Here is an 18375-nt window from a genome sequence, read left to right as displayed (position 1 = left end):
AGAATTCCTATCTTTAGGAATCCTTAACCCATGAATCAAAACTATCAACTGGGATTGCTGCACCTGGTGCACCTGCTGATCGGAGCCGACGGCATTATTGACATTCGCGAATTGGAGGCGTTGTGCAAGATCACGGCCGACGAAAAGATCTCTGACGAGGTGCTCCGTTTTTTTGAAGAGACCAAGTCAAACAAATCCGAAAGAGAGATCTACGACAGTGGCCTGGAGCACCTTCAGCTTTGCTCCGACCAGGAAAAGCTCAAGATCTTCGCCCTTCTCTACTGTCTGTCGGAGATTGACGGACGCGTTCACGTAAAAGAAATACGGCTGTTGTTGTACTCCATCAACTCTGCGGGTATCGGGTTCAACGATGTGGTGAACTATGCCAAGATGAATCCCAGCGCGCTCTCATGAAGTTTTCTTTTTTTTCGTTCAGAACAATCGCCGTAGTGACCATTGTGGCCTGTGCAATGGCTTGTCGCAAACCCCAGGCTACCGGTGTCAATAAATTTGCCGATACGGTTTTCATCCGGATTGCACAGTTTCAGGACCAACGACTCTCTGACAGTCTTTACAAATTTTTGGATCACAAAAATCCAAATTACCGGCGGGAGGCTGCGCTCGCTTTTGCGTCCATTCAGGATTCGATGGCGGCGGGACGGCTTTCCAAACTCTTGCTGAACGATGACGAGAAGGACGTACGGAGGGCCGCAGCTTTTGCCCTTGGACAGACCGGGTGTGCGGAGGGTGCACGCATGCTTGCACGAGCCTCTGGCTTGGAGAGAGATCCCGGCGTGCTTTCTGCCATTTTGGAGGGTTATGGAAAAACAACAAAACATTGGGATTTCCCCTACATCCCTCGCGATACTTCACTCAGCCAAGGGCTGGGCTGGTCGTTTTACAGGGCCGGCATGAACGGTGCTGCCGACAGTGCGGTGAATGAGAAAGCTATCCATTTGCTCAACCCGGTTTTCCCGGACTCGACCCGCCTCGCAGCCGCTCATTTTTTTGGAAGAGCCGCCAAGCAATTTGATCGGCTCAGTGGTAGCATTTTCGCGGCCGCACAGCACGACGCCCTCGCCGAGGTGCGCATGGCCACAACGTTGGCGCTGCGAAGAATAGCAAAAGATTCGGCTCGCATCATCGCGCAGCATATTTTACAAACCGACAAAGATTATCGCGTGCGAGCCAATGCCGCCCGCGCGCTAGGGGCCATGCCTTTCGAAAGCACAAAATCTGCCCTGCTCGGCGCCCTCCACGACGAAAATGTACAAGTTTGTATTGCAGCCTCTGAGGCCATCAAAGGCTGGATTTCGGAAGCACCGTGGAAAGACCTTGCCGCCGAGGCACGGAGCAGCACCAACTGGCGGGTGCAGGCCAATCTATACGAGACGGCCCTCGGTGCCTCGCAGGGCGATGCGGGGCTGGCCCGGGAAATTGAAAAAGCGTATGCATCGGCCACCAACGTCTATCAAAAATCAGCATTGTTGGGCAGCCTTCAGCACGCCACTACCAGTCGCGATTTTATCGCCGAAAAAATATCCTTGGAAAATCCTCCGGTCATTCGCAGCACAGCCGCGACCGCGTTGGTGGCCCTGAATTTTCAAAAGCGAAACGATCCGACAGCACCCCAGACCTTTGCGTCGATCTATGCAAAGGGCATTCGCACCGGCGACCCCGCGGTGATCGGCATTTTTTCGCAGGCCTTGTCCGACTCCCTGCTGGGATTTAAGCACGCCGTCCGCGACCTCACCTTTTTATACGAAGCGAAAAAGAAGCTCTCATTGCCCAAAGACTACGAAAATCTGCAGCCCCTCGAGGCTGCGATCGCCTATTTCGAAGGCAGAAAAAATGTTGCCCCTGTTAAAAATCCTTTCAATCACCCAATAGACTGGGCGTTGGTGAAGCGCATTCCGCGCGATCAAAAAGCCATTATAAAAACTACGCGTGGCGACATCACCATCCGTTTTTTTATTGAGGAAACACCGGGTTCGGTTTCCAATTTTATAAGCTTATCGGAACAAAAATATTTCGATCACAAATTCTTTCACCGCGTGGTGCCCAACTTCGTGGTGCAGGCAGGGTGCCCGCGCGGCGATGGCTATGGGGGTGAGGATTACTCTATTCGTTCGGAATTTTCAGAGCGGCGCTACACCACGGGAAGCGTCGGCATGGCTTCTGCGGGCAAGGATACGGAGGGCGTTCAATGGTTTATCACGCACTCGCCCACTCCACACCTCGATGGAAAGTATTCCATTTTTGCGGAGGTGGTGAGTGGGATGGATGTCGTGCATCGGCTTGAGATTGGAGATGAGATCTTAGAGATTGCGCTTGTACCTTAGTCAAAGTTTTTTTACGGTCGGATGACCGTTCCGTCTTTTCGGCGCGTCGTGCCCCAGCTGTAGTCGAAGTTTGGCCCTTCGGGGAAGGGGAATTTGGCGGCTAGTTTTTCGTCGCAGTCGATGCCCAATCCCGGGGCTTCCTGGGCGAACATGTAGCCGTCTTTTACTTCGGGGCAGCCCGAAAATACTTCGCGGGTTTCGGGTGGAAAGACATAGCCTTCGTGGATGCCACAGTTGTAGCTTGTTAGTTCCAATGCCAATTGGGCTGCGTGGGCCACGGGTGAAGCATCGCCAGGGCCATGCCAGGCGGTGCGCACGCCAAAGAATTCGCTCAGGGCTTGCACTTTCCGCGCGGGGCTCAGTCCACCGATCTGGGAAATGTGGATGCGTATGAAGTCGATCAGCCGGTCTTTGATGAGTGGCACATATTCATGCTGCGTGTTGAACAGCTCTCCCATGGCGAGCGGCACACTGGTTTGTTGACGTAGCAGGCGGAAGTGCTCGTTGTCTTCCGGCGCAAAGGGATCTTCGATGAAGAACGGGCGGTAAGGCTCCAGCGATTTGCACAGGGTGATGGCCTGTGGCAGCGAGATGCGCTCGTGCACGTCGTGCAACAGTTCCAGCTCTTCACCGAATTTTGTCCGGATCGCTTCAAACATCTTTGGCACCGAACGGGCATACAGAGCAGGATCGAAAATAACTTTCGGATCGGTGGGACCGGCTTGCTGCGGGGGCACGCTCAGGGAACTGGCGGGTGTGCCCGAGGGGCCCTTGGCGCCATAGTTGGCATTCCCTTTTTGACCCATTTGTATGCGCACATAGCGATAGCCTTTTTCCACGGCGGCCTGCACGGCATTTTCCAACTCCGAAAGCTCCGTTCCTTGAGCATGATAGTACAAGTCCACTCCCTTGCGCACTTTTCCGCCCAGCAATTGATACACGGGCATGTTGGCGCGTTTGCCTTTGATGTCCCACAAGGCCATGTCCACACCGCTCATGGCGTTGAACAGCACGGGGCCGTTGCGCCAGTAAGAGCTCACGTAGGACGACTGCCAGATGTCTTCGATCTCATCTACGTTGCGGCCGAGGAGGAAGGGCTTCAGGTATTTTTCGATGGCGGTTTGCACGACGTAGGCCCGTTGTGTGAAGGTGGCACAACCCACGCCATACAAGCCGGGCTCGCTGGTCATGATCTTCACCACCACGAGGCGGATGCCGTTGGGGGCCGTGAGTATGGTCTTGACGTCGGTGATCTTGAGGGGTGGCAATCCTGCCGGGGACTTCGGTTTTTCGTGTGCTGCGGCCAGTTGTGGCGACAGGGATAAGAGACTGCCCGCGGTGGCGCCGGCAAATAATTTTTTCAGGCTTAGTCTGCGGTTCATGGCTGTGGGGTTTACGTGCGAATTAAGCTCGTGAAAAACAGGCGGTCTTCCTACCCTTTAAAAAGGATTTACACTGCCGGCCGGACCCATAAATTCATTTCGCCGTTCTGTTTATCCGGCGATCCTTCTTAACTTTCTCGCCAAATTCACAACCCTTGAGTCTTTCTTTCGAGCAAAATTTTAAACTCGGCATTCTCGGCGGCGGCCAGTTGGGACGCATGCTCATTCAGTCGGGCATCGACTTCAACATTCCCTTTGCTACGCTCGACCCCGACGAACATGCACCGTGCGCTTCGCTCGCGGAATTTCACCACGGCAAGCTCACCGACTATGACACGGTGATGAAGTTCGGCGCTGCCTGTGACGTGATCACCATCGAGATCGAGAACGTGAACACCACCGCGTTGAAAGCCCTGGCCCGCGCCGGCAAAAAGGTATATCCCCAGCCCGATGTGATCGAGCTGATCCAGGACAAGCGCACTCAAAAAATATTCTATCGCGACTACGACATCCCCACGGCACCGTTCATTCTGGTGGAGAATGCCGCCGATGTCAAAAAAAATAAAAATTTCCTTCCCGCCGTAAACAAACTGGGGCGCGAAGGCTACGACGGCCGGGGCGTGCAAATACTCCGCACGTTGGAGGATCTCGACAAAGCCTTTGATGCGCCCGGCCTGCTGGAGGAACTTGTCGATTTTGAAAAAGAAATTTCGGTCATCGTGGCCCGCAATGAGCGCGGCGACATCACCACGTTTCCCGTGGTGGAAATGGTGTTCCACCCGGTGCACAACCTCGTGGAATATCTCTTTGCCCCGGCCCAGCTTCATAAAAACGTCGTGCACGAGGCAGAGACCATCGCGCGGAAAATCGTGCACGAATTAAAGATGGTGGGTTTGCTCGCCGTTGAAATGTTTGTGACCAAGACCGGGAAAGTGCTCGTGAACGAAGTGGCGCCGCGTCCGCACAACAGCGGGCACCAGACCATTGAAGCCAACATCACCTCGCAGTACGAGCAACATCTCCGGGCGATCCTGAACCTGCCCCTGGGCGACACCACGCTCATTCAACCGAGCGCCATGGTGAACCTGCTGGGCGAGCCCGAACACACCGGTCTGGCAAAATATGCCGGCCTGGAAGAGGTGCTGAAGCTGCCGGGCGTGCATGTACATTTATACGGAAAACGCTTCACAAAGCCTTTTCGCAAAATGGGCCACGTCACCATCATGGATGCCGACGTGGAGCGTCTGAAAAAGAAAGTATCTTTTGTAAAGCAAACCTTAAAAGTCGTCGCCTGATATGAGCAAACCATTTGTCGGTATTATCATGGGCAGTCAATCGGATCTGAGGATCATGAAAGACGCTGCCGAAGTGTTGGAAGAGCTGGGCATTGCGTATGAGCTTACCGTTGTCTCGGCCCACCGCACACCGCTGCGCATGATTGAATATGCCACCCAGGCGCGCAGCAAGGGTCTGAAAGTGATCATCGCCGGCGCGGGCGGAGCCGCCCACTTGCCAGGCATGGTCGCCTCCGTCACGTCCCTGCCGGTGATTGGCGTGCCCGTGAAATCCTCCAACTCGATCGACGGCTGGGATTCCGTGCTCTCCATTTTGCAGATGCCGGCCGGCGTCCCCGTGGCCACCGTGGCCCTGGACGGGGCCCGAAACGCGGGCATCCTGGCCGCCCAAATCCTGGGTGCATCCGATAAAACCATCGGAAAACGCCTCGATGCCTTCAAAAAATCCCTGAAAACCAAGGTGGAGGCCGCCGCCAAAAACATTGAAAAAAAGGGCTGGAAAGCGAGCTTATGACCCCATTCGTTGGTTTTGCCGAAAATCTGTAACTTGAAATTGCAGAATACCCGGCATGAACCCTCACAACAAAGGATGGCTTAAGGACTATCTTGAGTTCCGTAAAGAACTGCTGAAAACCATTTCGACTGAAAACAGCCGAAAGTCGTCCCATCCCGAACATTCACTTTATCGCATCCTTCAGCCCACGGGCCTCATGTATGGCCAGTCGGTGGGTGAAGTGCCGTTGCCGAATTTCGATGAATGGGATGAGAAGGAGCGCATGAAAGTGTTGCTGGCCGAAAGTCTCATCAGCAGTTCGTTGCTCAACTACGACAAGCCGGTGAAGACCGCCGAAGACTTGTCGGTCGTGATCCTGAAGACCCTGGAGAGCATCGGCAATTTCTACAACAACATCTTTCCCGAATTGTCCACGCCCACCAAAACCTTGTTGGGCCGGAAAAAATCGCCGCTGGAATTGGCAGAAAAAATTCTCGACAAACGCATTGAACATACGGCGCGGTTCGAAGGCAATTTCTGGTCTTTCTTTTTTCATAACAGCCTGCTTTTTCTAGACGTCTTCATCTACGGGCAATGGATGCACACCAATGCCGATCGCATTGTCGTGGATTTTTTTCGATACGAGCGCGAAGAGCTGCGGTTCTCTGTCACAAAAGTCATCGCTGCCGCCGCTCACGCCAACAAGGAAGTGGTTTATGAGGAGCGTAAGTTGTATGAGCACTTTCTTCAAAGCACCGACCTCTCGTCGGAGCGCCGGCGGGAAGCACTGAAAATATTCGAAGAAGGTTTTGCCATGGAGGACATCAACCTGCCCACGGAAAATTCGTGGCTGTTGAAAAAGTTTTTCCTGGAAATCGCCATCCTCACCATTTGGGCCGACAAGAAAGTGGAGCAGGCCGAACTGGATTTTTTGAAACGCTTCACGCATTACCTGGGTGTTTCAGACGAAGACCTGGAGAACAGCATGATCGCCATCGAAGGGTTTGTGCTGGAGCATTGGGAACAGTTGGAACACCTGCAAGACAAGCAAGACTATCAACAGGTGAGCGAGCAGTTCGTCCGGCGCGTGGCACGGGTGGCGGAAAGAAATAAGAGCCGCATTTTTAAAGAGATCAAAGAGAACGAGAACGTGCTCAACCTCATGCGCAAGGCGCGCGCCAATGAACTTACGTTAGAAGAAAAGGAACAGGTACGGCTGGAGTTGATCCACATTTTGAAAACCATCCCCACGTTTGTGATCGTGTCGTTGCCGCAGCGATTTCTCACGCTGCCGATCTTGCTGAAGATCCTTCCGAAAAATCTTTTTGCCGACGGCGTTCCGGACTAGCTTCCTGCCTCTTCGCCGTCGCCATCCTTGCGGGGAACGATGATGGAGAAGATGATGGAAAGGGTGAGCGTGGCAATGATCACCGAGAACGAGGTGTATACGCCGACGTTGAATTCGAATATCTCCAGCAACATTTTAGCGCCGATGAAGAAGAGGATAATGGACAATCCTTTTTGAAGCAGGTAGAATTTGTCGATCACACCCGCCAACAGGAAGAACATCGCTCGCAGCCCCATCACCGCAAAGATGTTTGATGTGTAGACCAGGAATTCGTTTTGGGTGATGGCAAAAGCTGCAGGAATGGAATCGACTGCGAAGATAAGGTCAGTGGTTTCGATGAGTACAATAACCAGGAACAACGGGGTGAACATCAGCCGCCCGCCTTCTTTCACCACGAAGCTCCCCCCGTAGTCGCCTTGGGTCATGGGCAGGTAGCGGCGGCAGATCCGCATGATGGGGTTCTTTTCGGGTTCGATCTTTTCGTCGCCATCCTCGAAGTAGATCCGGATCCCCGAGTAGATCAGGAACACGCCAAAGCCATAGAGCAGCCAATGGAACTGATGAATGAGCAGCGCCCCAACGAAGATGAATACACCGCGAAAAACCAGGGCACCGAGGATACCCCAGAAAAGCGTCTTGTGATAGTATTCTTCCTTTACCTGGAAATATTTCAGGATAAGCAGGATCACAAAGATGTTGTCTACGGAAAGGGCGTATTCGGTGAGGTAGGCAGAGAAGTATTCCACGGCGCCGTCGGCCCCGCTTTCATCGTATTTATAGATGAAAAATCCAAAAAGTGTGGAGATAATTACCCAGAAAATGGACTGGTAAAGGGCTGATTTTGTCGAAACCTTGTGTGCTGTTTTATGAAAAAGCCCCAGATCCAACACCAGGAAAACCAGGATGATCAGCGCAAATAGGCCAAATAGAATAGTCTCCCTTTCACTTTGGTTTCTAAAGAGGGAAAATAGAAGTATGTTCACCAATGACAGCAAAGAGAATTATTCCGGTTATTCAAGCCAAAAAACATAAAAAAATCACGGTTTGTAGAAACAGTGGACGTCAAAACTACAAATATATTTTCATCTCGGAAAACATACACGGCTGATTTATCCGGAAGGATTTAGAAAAGGAACCGGGTGTCCGGAACCTCTTTTTTCACAGGCAACGCTCGCACACGCCCTGGATCAACAAATTTACCTCGCTGGCACGGTATCCCTTTGGCAATTTGACCACCGGAACCTCAATGTTAAGACAATTGGTTTGTCCGCATTTGGTGCATTTGAAATGCACGTGGTCGTGGTGGTGGCCGGCCGTGGTGCAGGCCTCGTTGCAGAGGGCGTATTTCAAGGCTCCCTCGTCGTCGAGCACTTTATGGATAAGTCCTTTGTCGAGGAATGTTTTCAGGGTGCGGTAGACCGTTACGCGGTCCAGGGAATTGTCGATTTCCTTCTCAATGTCCCCGTGGGAGAGGGCATAATTTTTTCGCAGGAACAGGTGGAGGATCTCCTGCCGGTTCGGGGTAGAGCGAAGGTTGAAGTCCTTCAGCAAGGTATCGGATATCGCACTGTTCATAGCGTGCCCGCCGTTTATTGGAGCTGTAATTTTAGCAAGTTACTGTAGATGCCGTTCCCGTTATTGATCCGGGTCAGCTCGGCGTGCGAGCCTACTTCGGCCAACGTCCCTTCCTTGATCACAAAGATACGGTCAACTTTCTTAATGGTGCTTAGCCGGTGGGCGATAATTATGGACGTGCGACCCTCCATCAATTTTTCCAGGGCTTCCTGCACCAACACTTCGGCATGGGCGTCGAGCGAGCTCGTGGCCTCGTCCAGGATGAGGATGGCCGGATCTTTCAGGATGGCGCGGGCAATGGCGATGCGTTGGCGCTGGCCGCCGGAGAGTTTCACACCCCGTTCGCCCACGACGGTCTCAAATTTTTCGGGGAAGCTTTCGATGAATTCCAGGGCGTTGGCCTTGCGGGCGGCTTCCCGGATCTCGTCAAACGAAGCGCCGGGTTTGCCATAGGCGATATTTTCCTGGATGGTGCCCCCAAAGAGGATGACCTCCTGCGGCACGATGCCGATATTTTTGCGATAGTTGGTGAGGTGAGCGTCTTTTATGTTGTTGCCATCGACTTTGATGACGCCGTGTTTCAGGTTGTAAAACCGCATCAACAAGTTGATGATGGTCGACTTGCCCGAGCCGCTTTGGCCGATAAGGGCTATTTTCTCGCCGCGTTCGATTTTGAAATCAAGACCCTTCAGCACCGGAAACTCGGGTCGCGTGGGATATGCAAAAGACACGTTTTCGAACTCAATCTCGCCATGCACTCTGAACGGCTGTCCGGCCGTTGGCTCGGCTTCATCTTTTTCCTCCAGGATTTCCTGCAGACGCTCTGACGAGCCGATGGCTTTTTGCAGTTGGGCATAGATGTCGCCCAGTCCGGCAACCGAGGCGCCAATGAAGACGGTGTACATCACGAAGGAGATGAGCATACCGGTCGTCATTCCGTCGGCGCCCGATTGCACCAGCGTGGCGCCATACCATCCCACGGCAACAATTCCCCCCATGATGGTGAAGATGATGAAGGAAATGAACAATCCGCGAAAACGCGCCGTGCGAATGGCCACACTCACCGTTTCGCGCAGCGCATTGGCGTAACGACCAATTTCAAAGTTCTCGCCCGTAAAGGCCTTCACAACCGAAATTGATTGCAAGGATTCTTCTACCACTACATTGGCGTCCGCCAGTTTATCCTGCGTTTGTTTGGATAGCCGCCGGATATATTTTCCAAAGACCAGCGCCAGCACAACCAGTACCGGAAAGGTGAGCAGCATAAATCCTGCAAGTTTGGGCGTCAGGTAAAAGATCACTGCTGTGCCCAGCACCAGCGTCAATACCTGGCGTAACATTTCGGCGATGGTGAAGGACAGTATGTCGGAAAGCGTGCCCACGTCTGACGTGATGCGGCTCATCAGCTCGCCCACCCGTCGGGAATCAAAAAACGTGGTCGGCAGCCAGACGATTTTTTGATAGACCGCTTTTCGCAAGTCGGCAAGACCCTTCTCGCTTACTAAAGCAAACGTATAAACGCGAACGAACGAAAATATCGCTTGAAAAAACAATACGCCCATCATGGCGAGCACCACCTGGTTGATCGATGAGAAAAACTTCGTGGGCTTATTGGAGGCAACGTCCAGCAACTGGCCGGCCAGATAGGGAAAAATCAGTGTCGTCGATGTGGATAACGCTAATGCCACCAGCCCAAAAATAAAAACACCGCGGTACGGCAATGCAAACCGGAAAATGGTCAGCAGTTGGCGAATGGTCTTTTTGTTGATCGGTCTCTTTTCCTCCGCACTGAGGGTTACCCCTCCTCTTTCTCGTTTCGCCATGATAAATTTTAATTTGGTATCGTCACGAAGGCACTGATGTCATAACTCACGGAATCGCCCATGAATATTTTCTGTCCTCCCGTTATAGAGTAGGATGTGAGCACGGTTTTATTGTATACCTGCTGAAATTCCATCTTCAAAAAACGGCTACCGGTATACAGCGCGTTCGACTCATCATACTGCGCTTCTATTTTCCGAATGTTGTCCGGCGTGTTTTGATAAAATACTTTCAAATACTTTACGGGCATTTCCACCTCTTTTTTGCCCGGTTCCGGTTGCCCGATAAATGATTTCACCTCCAGGTTGCTTTTCACATCCGAGGATCTTTCCACGGCATACAGGCGGCGGTTCACAGGTTTGTTGACGCTGGCCAGTTCTCTGAAAATGTCCAGCTCATTCTCCCAGTCCTTCACACTCTTGGGAACCGTGGCGGCCTCACTTTCTTTACCGCCCAGCTTCGTGATCTTGTGGAGCCTTGCTTTGTGCTCGCTGAGGTAGGCCACCTGGGTGGTGATGAGGCTATCGGCGTTATAGAGCGCGACGTTCTTGTTTTTGCCGGTCTGGCAAGAAAAGAGCGTGGCCAAAAGCAAAACACAAACGATCGGTTTCAAATCTATTTTCCTGTACATCGCAATGGTGGACGTGCTGTAGTACGACCGTTCCGGAGAAAGGTTTATTTGTCAACAAGTACGGTGCCGGTCATCTGCGGCGGAATGGGAATGCCCATCAGTGTGAGGATGGTCGGGGCCAAGTCGCCGAGTTTGCCGTCTTTCAGTTTTCCCTTGTAAGTGTCGTCTACCAAAATGCAGGGCACCAGGTTGGTGGTGTGAGCCGTGTTTGGTGTTCCGTCGTCGTTGATCATCATGTCGGCATTGCCGTGGTCGGCGATGATGATGGTGGAGTAGCCGTTCTTCAGGGCCGCTTCCGTCACTTTTTGAGCGCAGGCGTCAACGGTTTCCACGGCTTTTACGGCTGCAGAAAATACGCCAGTGTGACCCACCATGTCGGGGTTGGCGAAGTTGAGACAAATGAAGTCGGGGGCTTTCTTTTCCAGTTCGGGAATGATCTTGTCCTTGATGTCATTGGCGCTCATTTCGGGCGCCAGGTCGTAGGTGGCCACTTTGGGCGACGGGCAGAGGATACGCGACTCTCCGTTGAACGCTACTTCACGGCCGCCGGAGAAGAAGAAGGTTACGTGGGGATATTTTTCGGTTTCCGCGATACGGATCTGTTTTTTGCCGGCGTCGGCTACCACTTCGCCAAGGGTTTTTTCCAGGTTGTCTTTGTGGAAGATCACCTTCACATCTTTGAACGACTCGTCGTAGTTGGTGAGGGTGATGTAGTAGAGCGGCAATTTCTTCATGCCGTGGTCGGGGAAGTCCTGTTGGGTGAGCACTTCGGTGATTTCGCGGCCGCGGTCGGTGCGGAAGTTAAAGCAAAGTACCACGTCGCCCTGTTGGATGGTGGCCACGGGCTTTTGCTGTTGATCCACCACCACGATAGGTTTGATGAATTCGTCGGTCACGTTGTTGTCGTACGATTGTTGTACGGCCTTCAGGGGGTCCGTGGTTTTTTCGCCGATGCCATTTACCATCACATCATAAGCGAGTTTCACACGCTCCCAGCGCTTGTCGCGGTCCATGGCATAGTAGCGGCCCACGATGCTGGCGAGTTTGCCGGTGGTCTTGGAGAGATGGTCGGTCAGGTTTTTGAGATAATCCAGGCCGCCTTTCGGATCGGTGTCGCGGCCGTCGGTGAAGGCGTGGATAAAGAGGTTTTTGATGCCGTTGTTTTGGGCGATGGTGGCCAGGCCTTTCAGGTGGTCGATGTGCGAGTGCACGCCGCCATCGGACACGAGACCTATGAAATGTATGTTTTTGTTATTCTTTTTTGCGTAGGCAAAAGCCTCCAGCAAAACCGGGTTTTTGTCAAGTTCTTTTTCTTCAATGGCCTTGTTTACGCGCACCAGGTCCTGGTAAACCACCCGGCCTGCGCCGATATTCATGTGACCTACCTCAGAATTGCCCATTTGGCCGGCAGGCAACCCTACGGCCAGACCCGAGGCTTCGAGCTTACTATGTGGGTACTTGCCGTATAAAGAAGAGATAAAAGGCGTTTTGGCGTTGTCGATGGCCGATACTTTTTTGTTGGTCGCGATGCCCCATCCGTCCAGGATCATCAATAAAACTTTCTTACTCATGGGAATTATTTTTTGTGTGCCGGGTGACTTAAAATCAGGGCGTAAATATAATCAGGATTGCAAGATTACAGTTGTTAGGTTCTCCCGGCCGATTTCGCCTTCACCATGCGATTAAACAGAATTCCTTATCTTTCGACAATGGCATAATTTTAGCCTCATCCTATCACTATGAAATTGAACAGATTTTTTTCATCCATAGTTTTCGTTGTATTGAGTTTCCAGGCCGTTTCCGTGATGGCTCAGGCGGATGTGATCAACCAGGTGAAAGAAACCATCCAGGCCGGCAGTGCCAAAGAGCTTTCCAAATACCTCAATCAAACGGTTGATGTGACCCTGGAAGGCACGGTTCAGTCCTACAGCAAGGCCCAGGCCGAGTTTGTGTTCCGCGATTTTTTCAAGCAACATCCGCCCGAAGAATTCAACATCATCCACCAGGGATCTTCCCGGGGAGGGCAGCCGTTTGCCATTGGCCAGTATAAAAGCGGGGCAGAGACCTACCGGGTTTTTATGAAGATCAAGCCGGTGAACAACCAACAACTGGTGCACGAGATCTCGTTTGCCAAGGAATAAGGGCGGATCTACGCCATCGCATCAAAAATTCATCTCCGGGGGGTGTTCCTAAATATCTCTCTTCTATTTTTGCACGGTGCGACCACCTTACATCACCCCTGCTTTTATTGACCGCTTCATTTCATCCGCCCTGGCGGAGGACGTGGGCGATGGTGACCATTCCACCCTGGCGGCCATCCCCGAAGGGGCCAGCAAAAGAGCCCGCCTGCTGGTAAAAGACGATGGAATTCTGGCCGGCGTGGAGTTAGCGCAGGTGATTTTTCACACGTTCGACCCCACCCTCACCCTTCAGATAAACCTCACCGACGGCGCTTCGGTTAAAAAAGGCGATGTGGCGTTTACCGTGGAGGGTTCGGCCCGTTCTATTCTCACCACCGAACGGCTGGTGCTCAACTGCATGCAACGCATGAGCGGCATTGCCACGAAAACCCATTTCCTCACTTCGCTGGTGGCGGGCACCCGTGCGCGGCTGCTGGATACCCGCAAAACGACACCCAATTTCCGGCTTTTGGAGAAATGGGCGGTGCTGATTGGCGGCGGATTGAATCACCGGATCGGGCTTTTCGATATGATCATGCTCAAAGACAATCATATTGATATGGCCGGCGGCATAGAAGCGGCAATCCTTCGAACAAAAGACTATCTTCGCGCCTCGCATAAAACCCTGAAGATCGAGGTCGAGACCCGCAATCTGCAGGAAGTCGAAAAAGTGCTCCAGATCGGGGGCATAGATGTCATTATGCTCGACAACATGACGGTGGAGCAAATGCGCGAGGCCGTAAAGCTTATCGGCGGCCGCTGCCAGACGGAGGCCAGCGGAGGCATTACCGAAAAAACGATTCGCAGCGTCGCCGAATGCGGCGTGGATTTTATTTCGGTGGGTGCGCTCACACATTCCATCCAAAGCCTGGACTTGAGTTTGAAGGCTTTTTGATGGAGGGGTCGAACGAGTATTGAGAAATAAATTTTTGGTGAATTAAAAGTTATGATAGTCAAAACGAAAAATTACAAACTGGAAAAGAAGTTGTACATCAGCCTGGCCCTGAAAAGAGTGTTAAAGAAACAAGGCTGGATGGCCGCCGTGGGTGCCTTGGTCATTTGCCTGGGCTATGCCATACCCGGGGCGCAATCCATCTGGTGGTTCATCGGAGCGTTTGTGGGCGTGGGTCTCTATTTGCTTTTCTGGTGGATCCAGTTCTATGGCGTCACCCAATTGGAGCAGGGCAAAATGTTGTTTGAGAAATTCTCGTATGAGATCAGCAGCCAGCAGATCCTGATGAAGCTCAATCCCCGCGAGGGCATGCCGTTGAAGTGGGACCAGATCCAGAGCGCGGAGGTAGGCGCTGATCACTATGTCCTTTTTGTGAACAAGGCGCAGTTGATCTATTGGCCTTTCAAGATCTTCAACAGCGACAACGAGCGCAAGTTTGTGGGCAGTGTGTTGAGAAGCAAAGGATTGGTGAAGGAGATCGAAAAAGATAAACCGGTAGAAAAAGAGAAATCAAAAGCATAAAAGAAGACAAGCAAAGCGTTGTATGCGTTTTTCGCACTTGGTTTTGCTTGTCGATTTTCAAGTTTTTAAAAAGGCCTTCGGGCCTTTTTGCTTTAGGGCGTGGCGTACTTTAATTTTAGGTTGTGCAGAAGCCCGTTAAAAGACTTTCCGTTGCCGAGGCCCGGCAAAAAATCTATCACTATTGTGCTTACCAGGAGCGGTCCCACCAGGAGGTAAAGGACAAACTGTATGGCTATGGCCTCTATGGAAACGAAGTGGACGAACTGCTCTCGCACCTCATCACCGAAGGTTATTTGAATGAAGAGCGTTTTGCAAAAGCCTTTGCCGGCGGCAAGTTCAGAATGAAGCAATGGGGCAGGATCAAGATCGTGCACGAACTGGAAGCCCGGGGACTCACACAGAATTGTATCAAGTCGGGTTTAAAGGAGATCGACGACGCCGAGTATGAAACCACCCTGCGAGCCTTGGTGGAGAAAAAATCTGCCGCCCTGGACGAAGACAACGCCTTTGTGAAACGTGATAAGGTGGCGCAGTATATTATTCAGAAAGGATACGAACCTGAGTTGGTGTGGCGATTTGTGAAGCAGCTCGTGAAGGACAAACCCTGACCAAATCATCGACTTTAAACAATATAAATTTCAACGTTGTTAATCTTTTCTTTCGAACCCTTAAACTTTAGATACCGAAATGGCACAAACAAAACTTGGCGCGACCGCCGTTAACACCATCAGCATGCTGCCCGCCGCGGGCACCAGCGCACCCGATTTCACGTTAGTTGGAAACGACTTGAAAGAAGTGAAACTGAAAGATTTTGCCGGCAAGAACATCGTCATGAACATATTTCCGAGCATCGACACGGGCGTTTGCGCCATGTCGGTGCGTGAGTTCAATAAGCGCGCGGCCGGGCTCGCCAACACCGTGGTGCTTTGCATCGCGAAGGACCTGCCCTTTGCCTTCAAACGCTTTTGCGCCGCCGAGGGCATCAGCAATGTGATCACCTTGTCGGATTTCCGCCACCTTGGTTTTTCCACCGCCTATGGTGTGGAGATGGTTGACGGTGCAATGGTCGGTCTGCTGGCGCGTGCTATCGTCGTGATCGACAAAAGCGGATCGGTGAAGTACACCGAGCTGGTGCCAACCATTGGCCAGGAGCCCGACTATGACGGCGCCTTGAAGGCCATTCAATAAAGACATAAAAACAAAATGCGTTGCCGTGCAGTATCTATGCATGGCAACGCATTTTTTATTGATTTCGCTTAGTGATTTCCCACCATAAACACGGCGTTGGAGAACAACAATTTTCCATTCTCCCAGAAGCAGCGGAACAACGGGTTATCGGCCAGGTAGACCACCGAACCTTGTCCTTTCTGTTCCACACCAAACACCAGGCTGTTGTCCAGTTTCTTGTTGATGCGTGTTCCGGCAAAGCCTTGCACCGGCTTCGCTTTGCCTTTGATGATGCCCACGTTGCCGCCGTGCTCCAAATAGCCGAAGCGAAGCTCGTTGGTTTTTAAGGTGTAGTAGGTGTCCTTCAGACCAAACGCCAGCGGGTGCGAGCTGTCGAGCGTCACCTTGTAGATGGCGCCCGAGATGGCATCGGAAAGCTGGTTGCGCTCGCTGTTTTCATAGCGTATGAGCGCTTCTTTTTCTTTCCAGTCTTTCTCTTTTTTCTCTACGTCGTTCTTTTCATTGTCCGTCGTGTAGGGCTTCAGGGAGAAGCCTTTCTTTTCGGCAAACGCATTCAGAGCGTTGGCGATCACGATGAGCCTGCCGCCCCCGGACACCCAGGTGGAAACCTGCTCCAACACCATTTCATCAAACAGCCTGTAGTTTCCTTCGGGCACGATGAGCACATCGTATTTTCTCAAATCCACGTTCTTGAAATATTCGGTGCCGAGCTGCGTGATCGGGTAATGAATTTGTTGCTCGAAGAAATGCCAGATCTCGCCCGACGATAACGAATAGGTTTGCTCGCCAAACAACACCGCGATCTTCGGTGCCTTCATAAATTTTATTTCGGGCGAACCGGCGTCATAGCCTTTATCCACGAAGCCGGTGGTGGATGTATATATTTTACGATCGAGCGATTTGGCCAGGTTCACGACCGTGTTATCAAAGTCGCTCGTGTTCTCGTTGTTGCGGCGGGTGATGATGAGCGTGCCGGGGTCAAACAGTTGACCCCCCACCGTGAATGACTTTTCAGCATAACGCACCCGGACACCGGCTTTCAACAAGCCCGCAAGCAATTCAACATCGTTCAGACTCTGGTATTTGAAAATGTAGGAGTACGGCGCAGCCGCCACCGTGGCATTGTTGGCTGATTTAGGCTGGTATGCCTTGCCGGGATTGATGCGCTCGTTCACGGCGTAGGCTTTCAGGTTATAGGCGTACATGAGATTCCACGCGGTGATATCGTACGTAACCGAATCCGAGAGCTTCGACTGCGGTTCGAACACCGTGGTGATGAATCTTGATTTGGGCTGATAGACGTTCACCACGATATCGTCGGTGGTGAGGTTGAACGATGCGGTGGTTTGGGTTTGGTATTCGTATCCGCGACTGGCTTTTCCGGCAGCCGGGTGACCGTATTTGATGGCATGCGTGTCCATCCACCGCGTGATCTTATTCAGCTTGTCGATGTTGTTGTCGCCTTTAATGACATAGGTCTTGTAGGGCGCCGTGGGGGCGGTGTTGTTCTCGCGAAAGTATTTCTCGAACTCATCCACCACACGCGTCGCATTCAACGACGTGATCTCCACGGTCGACAATCCGGAAGTGTAATGGTGTGCAATGCGGTCTTTCAACGTCAGCGGGTCGCCCTCTTCGCCAAGGATGCTGAGGCCGCCATAGCCACCGCCACCCTGTTCGTAGGTCATGCCGATGGCTCCGTTGTAGGTCGGGTACGTGTCGCCATAGCTGGGGTAGTACAAATCGAAACGTTCTTTTGTGAAGTACAGCCAGCCGTGTTCATCGAAATGTTTGGCGTTGTTCTTTCCGATCGTGGTTTGAAATTCGCGTTGCCAGGGGGTGATTACTTCGTGAAAGGGCTCCGCGGCCGGCGCAAAATAGTAGGGCTCGTTGTATCCCTGCTCGTGAAAGTCGATGTGCACATGCGGCATCCACTGCTGATATACTTTGAGGCGTTGCTGTGATTCGATTTGTGTTTCCCAAGCCCAGTCGCGGTTCAGGTCGAAGAGGTAGTGGTTGGCGCGTCCACCAGGCCAGGGTTCGCGGTGCTCTTTGGCGTCGCCGCTGCTGTTGGCCGGTGAGTTAAAATATTGGTTGTAGAAATTGGCGTAGCGATCGCGGCCGTCGGGATTGATGCAAGGGTCGAGCACGACTACGGTGTTTTTCAGCCACTCTTGTGATTTTGTGTTGGTGGGGTTGGCCAGGTCATAGAGGGTCCACATTGCCGCTTCCAGCGAGCTGGCTTCGTTGCCGTGCACGTTGTAGCTCATCCACACGATGGCTTTCTTGTCGGCACTGGGTGAGCCTTCCAGCAGGCCGGCGCGTTTCAGATTGTCCTGGCGGATCTGTTCCCGGATGGCAAAGTTCTCCGCCGAGGCCACCACGGCATAGACCAGCGGGCGGTGTTCGTAGGTTTCGCCATAGGTGATCAACTCCACGTTGGGCATGACGTCGGCCACGTGTTTGAAATATTCCATCACTTTATAGTGACGGGTGAACCGGTCTCCCAATTCGTAGCCCAAAAATTCTTTCGGACTAAGAAGTTTTTGAGCGTGAACGAAGGATCCGGTGATCAGCAAAAAAGCGAGCAAGTAAATTTTCTTCATAGAAATACATTTGACGTAGAAAGATGTTCAAAGCGATCGA

17 protein-coding genes are annotated in these 18375 nt (G+C 52.3%); 10 read left to right on the top strand and 7 right to left on the bottom strand.

The window, feature by feature from the left end:
- Positions 1-30 precede the first annotated feature (30 nt).
- Together BUB30_RS33340 and BUB30_RS34740 are read left to right on the top strand one after the other, a co-directional pair.
- Entirely contained in the window at positions 31-414 is a 384-nt protein-coding gene (locus BUB30_RS33340) for a tellurite resistance TerB family protein (RefSeq protein WP_073143182.1), read from the top strand.
- Positions 411-2342: a peptidylprolyl isomerase gene (locus tag BUB30_RS34740; RefSeq protein WP_084138533.1), complete on the top strand. Its 1932-nt coding sequence runs from the start codon at positions 411-413 to the stop codon at positions 2340-2342. Before BUB30_RS33340 ends, BUB30_RS34740 begins: the two co-directional genes overlap by 4 nt.
- A gap of 11 nt (positions 2343-2353) precedes the next feature.
- Here the strand turns inward: BUB30_RS34740 and BUB30_RS33320 are convergent, their stop codons facing one another.
- Positions 2354-3724 carry an enolase C-terminal domain-like protein gene (locus BUB30_RS33320; protein ID WP_073143180.1) on the bottom strand — a complete coding sequence of 457 codons (1371 nt, stop codon included), beginning with the start codon at positions 3722-3724 and terminating at the stop codon, positions 2354-2356.
- Positions 3725-3879: 155 nt separating this feature from the next.
- Here BUB30_RS33320 and BUB30_RS33315 point away from each other — a divergent pair, with 155 nt between their 5' ends.
- The 3 genes from BUB30_RS33315 to BUB30_RS33305 are packed head-to-tail and all read left to right on the top strand — an operon-like array spanning position 3880 to position 6860.
- Positions 3880-5019: a 5-(carboxyamino)imidazole ribonucleotide synthase gene (locus BUB30_RS33315; RefSeq protein WP_073143178.1), complete on the top strand. Its 1140-nt coding sequence runs from the start codon at positions 3880-3882 to the stop codon at positions 5017-5019.
- Between the two features lies 1 nt (position 5020).
- Positions 5021-5533: a 5-(carboxyamino)imidazole ribonucleotide mutase gene (purE, locus tag BUB30_RS33310; RefSeq protein ID WP_073143176.1), complete on the top strand. Its 513-nt coding sequence runs from the start codon at positions 5021-5023 to the stop codon at positions 5531-5533.
- A 55-nt stretch (positions 5534-5588) separates the two neighbouring features.
- The gene (locus BUB30_RS33305) at positions 5589-6860 is read left to right on the top strand and encodes a co-chaperone DjlA (RefSeq protein WP_073143174.1); all 1272 of its coding nucleotides are present in this window, start codon (positions 5589-5591) and stop codon (positions 6858-6860) included.
- Here the strand turns inward: BUB30_RS33305 and BUB30_RS33300 are convergent.
- The 5 genes from BUB30_RS33300 to gpmI form a co-directional block, all read right to left on the bottom strand.
- Positions 6857-7843 carry a TerC family protein gene (locus BUB30_RS33300; protein WP_245804218.1) on the bottom strand — a complete coding sequence of 329 codons (987 nt, stop codon included), beginning with the start codon at positions 7841-7843 and terminating at the stop codon, positions 6857-6859. The genes BUB30_RS33305 and BUB30_RS33300 overlap by 4 nt on opposite strands.
- Positions 7844-8018: 175 nt before the next feature.
- Positions 8019-8435, bottom strand: a complete 417-nt coding sequence (locus BUB30_RS33295; protein ID WP_073143173.1) for a Fur family transcriptional regulator — start codon at positions 8433-8435, stop codon at positions 8019-8021.
- A gap of 14 nt (positions 8436-8449) precedes the next feature.
- Positions 8450-10258 carry an ABC transporter ATP-binding protein gene (locus tag BUB30_RS33290; protein ID WP_073143171.1) on the bottom strand — a complete coding sequence of 603 codons (1809 nt, stop codon included), beginning with the start codon at positions 10256-10258 and terminating at the stop codon, positions 8450-8452.
- 8 nt (positions 10259-10266) lie between these two features.
- On the bottom strand, positions 10267-10869 hold the full coding sequence (locus tag BUB30_RS33285) for a hypothetical protein (RefSeq protein ID WP_143165187.1): 603 nt from the start codon (positions 10867-10869) through the stop codon (positions 10267-10269).
- Between the two features lie 62 nt (positions 10870-10931).
- A complete protein-coding gene (gene gpmI, locus BUB30_RS33280) occupies positions 10932-12458 on the bottom strand; it encodes a 2,3-bisphosphoglycerate-independent phosphoglycerate mutase (RefSeq protein ID WP_073143167.1) in 1527 nt (508 codons plus the stop codon).
- A gap of 168 nt (positions 12459-12626) precedes the next feature.
- Between gpmI and BUB30_RS33275 the strand changes: the two genes are divergently transcribed.
- The 5 genes from BUB30_RS33275 to tpx all read left to right on the top strand — a co-directional run bounded on the left by BUB30_RS33275 (position 12627) and on the right by tpx (position 15729).
- Positions 12627-13028 (top strand): DUF4783 domain-containing protein, encoded by a 402-nt coding sequence (locus tag BUB30_RS33275; RefSeq protein WP_073143165.1) that lies wholly within the window; start codon positions 12627-12629, stop codon positions 13026-13028.
- 76 nt (positions 13029-13104) lie between these two features.
- Entirely contained in the window at positions 13105-13962 is an 858-nt protein-coding gene (nadC, locus tag BUB30_RS33270; RefSeq protein WP_073143163.1) for a carboxylating nicotinate-nucleotide diphosphorylase, read from the top strand.
- Between the two features lie 51 nt (positions 13963-14013).
- Entirely contained in the window at positions 14014-14541 is a 528-nt protein-coding gene (locus BUB30_RS33265) for a YcxB family protein (RefSeq protein ID WP_073143161.1), read from the top strand.
- Positions 14542-14663: 122 nt separating this feature from the next.
- Positions 14664-15149 carry a regulatory protein RecX gene (locus tag BUB30_RS33260; RefSeq protein WP_073143160.1) on the top strand — a complete coding sequence of 162 codons (486 nt, stop codon included), beginning with the start codon at positions 14664-14666 and terminating at the stop codon, positions 15147-15149.
- 79 nt (positions 15150-15228) lie between these two features.
- On the top strand, positions 15229-15729 hold the full coding sequence (gene tpx, locus BUB30_RS33255) for a thiol peroxidase (RefSeq protein WP_073143158.1): 501 nt from the start codon (positions 15229-15231) through the stop codon (positions 15727-15729).
- Positions 15730-15797: 68 nt separating this feature from the next.
- Here the strand turns inward: tpx and BUB30_RS33250 are convergent, their stop codons facing one another.
- Complete coding sequence (locus BUB30_RS33250) at positions 15798-18335, bottom strand: M14 metallopeptidase family protein (RefSeq protein ID WP_073143156.1); 2538 nt, start codon at positions 18333-18335, stop codon at positions 15798-15800.
- Positions 18336-18375: the final 40 nt, after the last annotated feature.

This window comes from Chryseolinea serpens (assembly GCF_900129725.1).
Classification (GTDB): domain Bacteria; phylum Bacteroidota; class Bacteroidia; order Cytophagales; family Cyclobacteriaceae; genus Chryseolinea; species Chryseolinea serpens.
The sequence above is the reverse complement of the archived record's forward strand: the minus strand, read 5'-3'. Positions and strand labels throughout refer to the sequence as shown.

Coding starts and splice junctions, on each gene's coding strand:
- BUB30_RS33305 (WP_073143174.1), top strand. CDS start 5,589: ATGAACCCTCACAACAAAGGATGGCTTAAGGACTATCTTGAGTTCCGT.
- BUB30_RS33275 (WP_073143165.1), top strand. CDS start 12,627: ATGAAATTGAACAGATTTTTTTCATCCATAGTTTTCGTTGTATTGAGT.
- BUB30_RS33250 (WP_073143156.1), bottom strand. CDS start 18,335: ATGAAGAAAATTTACTTGCTCGCTTTTTTGCTGATCACCGGATCCTTC.
- BUB30_RS33340 (WP_073143182.1), top strand. CDS start 31: ATGAATCAAAACTATCAACTGGGATTGCTGCACCTGGTGCACCTGCTG.
- BUB30_RS33290 (WP_073143171.1), bottom strand. CDS start 10,258: ATGGCGAAACGAGAAAGAGGAGGGGTAACCCTCAGTGCGGAGGAAAAG.
- BUB30_RS33265 (WP_073143161.1), top strand. CDS start 14,014: ATGATAGTCAAAACGAAAAATTACAAACTGGAAAAGAAGTTGTACATC.
- tpx (WP_073143158.1), top strand. CDS start 15,229: ATGGCACAAACAAAACTTGGCGCGACCGCCGTTAACACCATCAGCATG.
- purE (WP_073143176.1), top strand. CDS start 5,021: ATGAGCAAACCATTTGTCGGTATTATCATGGGCAGTCAATCGGATCTG.
- BUB30_RS33320 (WP_073143180.1), bottom strand. CDS start 3,724: ATGAACCGCAGACTAAGCCTGAAAAAATTATTTGCCGGCGCCACCGCG.
- BUB30_RS33295 (WP_073143173.1), bottom strand. CDS start 8,435: ATGAACAGTGCGATATCCGATACCTTGCTGAAGGACTTCAACCTTCGC.
- gpmI (WP_073143167.1), bottom strand. CDS start 12,458: ATGAGTAAGAAAGTTTTATTGATGATCCTGGACGGATGGGGCATCGCG.
- BUB30_RS34740 (WP_084138533.1), top strand. CDS start 411: ATGAAGTTTTCTTTTTTTTCGTTCAGAACAATCGCCGTAGTGACCATT.